This window comes from Pseudostreptobacillus sp. (assembly GCF_977040545.1).
The window spans coordinates 1-3,722 of record NZ_CDRRBS010000100.1 but is presented as its reverse complement, the minus strand read 5'-3'; the positions used below and the strand labels follow the sequence as shown (position 1 = coordinate 3,722).

Annotated in this window: 2 protein-coding genes; both read left to right on the top strand. The window is 21.3% G+C overall.

What is annotated here, in order from left to right; all coding sequences use genetic code 11:
* A partial coding sequence (locus ACWYO2_RS05275; RefSeq protein ID WP_455515439.1) for a PD-(D/E)XK nuclease family protein occupies window positions 1-943 on the top strand: 943 nt, incomplete at its 5' end.
* Window positions 934-3,722, top strand: a 2,789-nt coding sequence (locus tag ACWYO2_RS05270) for a UvrD-helicase domain-containing protein (RefSeq protein ID WP_455515438.1), incomplete at its 3' end; no start/stop codon positions are given. The genes ACWYO2_RS05275 and ACWYO2_RS05270, both read left to right, overlap by 10 nt.

Here is a 3,722-nt window from a genome sequence, read left to right as displayed (position 1 = left end):
AAGTGATTTTATATATAAAAATAATATAGATGTAGAAAGAATTGAAATAGATTTAGCTACAAAATCTAATATTTTTTCTCAAGTATATTTTAAAGAAATAGATTTAGGTTTAGATAAAGAAAAATATTTAACTGAAGAGGATCAAATGCCTGTTAATGGAACTAATAATATAGAATATATAACAATATCTGATTTTTTGAATTTAAGAGATTCAGAATTGACATATTTTATGAGTAAGAATATAAAGAAGGTAGAAATTTTAGAAACTACACTTAAAAGTAATGTTATTGGTAATGTTATTCATAAGATTATGGAATATATTTTTACTAAAGATGAAAATATAGATATTAATGAAGTGCTGAGAAATAAAGAAATGTTAAATAATAAAATAGATAGTGCACTAGTAAAAGTAAAAGAATATATTGGTTTTGTAATGTTATCTAAATACTCTGATTTTTTTGAATATGAATATTTGAGTGATATTAAATTTAAAATTGAACAATTTGTTAGATTATTATTAAAAGAATTGAATAATAAGAAAATATTACATTGTGAACCTGAGTACAAAATGTATAAAGATATAGAAATAAATGATAGAAAAATTAAATTTGGTGGTAGAATAGATCTTTATTTAGAAACAAGTGATGAAATATATATAATAGATTTTAAAACTGGTAAAAAAGATACATCTAATAAAAAAAGATATTCAGATCAAGTTAAATTATATGAATTTATCAATAAAACAGAAAAAGAAATTAAGACATATTTATCATATATTTTAGATTTTGATTTATTAGATAAGTTAGAAAGTGAAAAAAGTGATTTAACTGAAGAGGTTATATATGAAATATTAACGAATTACATATCTTCAGATAAGAAATTTTACGAAAAAGGTAAAAAGGGGAAATATAATAATTATGAGGAGATAATAATATGGGATTAAAAGAAGTGGTTAAAGCAAGTGCAGGTACGGGTAAAACATATAGATTATCATTACAGTATATATATTTTCTTTTAAAGGAAATTAATTTTAAAAATATAGTTGTAATGACATTTACTAAAAAAGCTACATTTGAAATAAAAGAAAGAATATTTTTATTTATACATAAAATAATTTCTAAAACAGAGGATAGTCAAGGTTTAATTGATAGTATAGAAAAGAGTTTTGGTTATAAAATTACAGATGAAGATATAGAAAAATTAAAGATTTTGTATTCAAATATGTTGATTAATAAGGAAAGTATTAGAATAACAACTATAGATGGATTTATGAGTAAAATTTTAAAATCTTGTATAGCTGAATCATGTTTAGGATTATATAAATATGATGTTTTAGATGAAAAAAGTGAGGAATATAAACTACTTTATGAAGATATAATACTTTCTTTATCTAAAAATAAGGAATTTAATTATAAATTTAAGCAAAAAAATATAGATGCTATTATCGAAGAGATTAAAAAAGTATTTTTGGAGAAAAAATCCGAATTGTTAAATTCAAAATATGAAGATATAGAAATAACTAAAGAAGAAATTTTAAGAAAAGCACTATATTTATATACTGATAAGTGGGGATCGGCAGGAAAGGTTAAAACAGGGTTAAATGTTATATCTATATTAGAAAAAGATGCTAGTATAGATGATATTTATAAAGAATTTGTTTCTGGATTTAAAAAATGTTTCAAATCTACCGAAGTTGTAGGTTTTTCTACAAAAATTAAAGAAAATTATGAAATATTTAAAGACGCACTATATTTATTGGCTGATATTTTTATATTTGAATCTAGATGTAAACATAATGAGATTGTACAAAATGCTAAAATTTTATTTGAAACTGAATTGAAATATAAGTTGAAAAAGAAAGCATTAGATTTTAACGATATTACATATTATGTGGCTAAATATATTAATGATGAAAAATTAGGATTTGTAGAAAATGGAAAAATAACAGAAGGATTTAAAGAATTATTAGGTGGAGATATTAAAGCTATAATGATAGATGAATTCCAAGATACAAGTATAAATCAATATAAAATACTTAAATTAATAATGGATAGTGCAGAAATTGTAGTATGTGTTGGTGATGAAAAGCAAAGTATATATGGTTGGCGTGGAGGTTATAAAGCCTTATTTGAAAATTTAGATAAAAGTTTAGGGAATGATACAAATGTGTTGGTTTTAGATAAATGTTATAGAAGTGAAGCTAAAATTATTGATTTTGTTAATAAAACGTTTAATAAATTAGAAAATTATTCTTATGAAGATGTAACTTCTTATAAAGAAAAAGATGCTAAAGGTCATGTTTCAATCATACAAATAGAAAAAGAAAAAGGTAAAAAAAATGCTGATTATGAAAAATATATAGTTGAAATGATTGAAAAAAATAAACATTTTAAAGATACTGCAGTTCTTTTAAAAAGTAATAAAGAATTAGAAAAGGTTGCAGGACTTTTAACAGAGTTGGGTATAGCTTATTCATTAAGTTCAAAATCTAATATATTAGAAGTTGAGGCTGTTAAATATGCACATAAATTGATTGAATATATAGTTACAGGGGATGAAATAAGTAAGTTCGAGTTTATTAGATCTAATGTTTTTGGTGCAACTTTGGAAGAAGTTTCACAAATATTATTAAATGAATCAGATAAGATGAAATATGTTGATGATTTTGTAAAAAAATATCAATTAGCAAATGCTGTAAATTCTGAAAAATTTGATTTTGTAAAAGAATATATTAAATATTTTGGATATTCAAGTATTAATTCTAATGTTGATGTATTAAATCTAAATGAGTATTTTTCTAAATTAAAGGAATACAATAATTTAGTAGATTTTTATTTTGATATGACTAATAATAAATCTCTTAGAAAATCAATAATAGAAAAAGATTCAGTAGTTCTTATGACAATACATAGCTCTAAAGGTTTAGAGTTTAAGAATGTATATACATACTATAAACCAGAAGTTGATAGTGGTAATAAAGAAAATATAATGAAAAAATATATTAAGTATGATAATGAATATAATATAGAAAAATTTAAGTTAGTAGATAATTCTATATTAAAAAAAATAATTAATCCTAATTCTTTTTTGAAAATAGGAGATAGATATGAAGAATTAATGGAAGAATTTAAAATACAATACCCTGAAGTATCAAATATTTGTGATTATTTAAAAAAATCAGAATTTGATGAAGAATGTAATTTATATTATGTTTCATATACTAGAGCACGTGAAAATCTATATGTCTTTTATTGTGAAGATAATTATTTATTAAAAAAAGCTGAGGTTTTAGGTGAAAATGAAATAAAAGAAAATGTAGTTAAAACTTATGAAATTAAAGATTATAGTAAATATAAAGAAAGTTTTTCTAATACTAGATATTTAGATGTATTTGATGAAAAATATGATATAAATAGAGTGAGAAAGCAAAATATAGGAAGTGCTATCCATTATTTCTTTGAAGTGTATAATGGTGATATAGAAATTACTAAAGATATAGTTAGAAAGAAATATGGGAATTTATTGATTAAAGAGGATTTTGCGTGTGTTAATAAATTAATAGATATTAATGTTAAGAAATATAAAAATATTATAGATTCAGACTTAGATAAAAAACATGAATTTAAAATATATGATAAAACAGAAGATAATAATATGTATATTATAGATTTATTATCTTTAGATAGAAAAAATAAGAAAGCATATACATATGATTTTAAAAC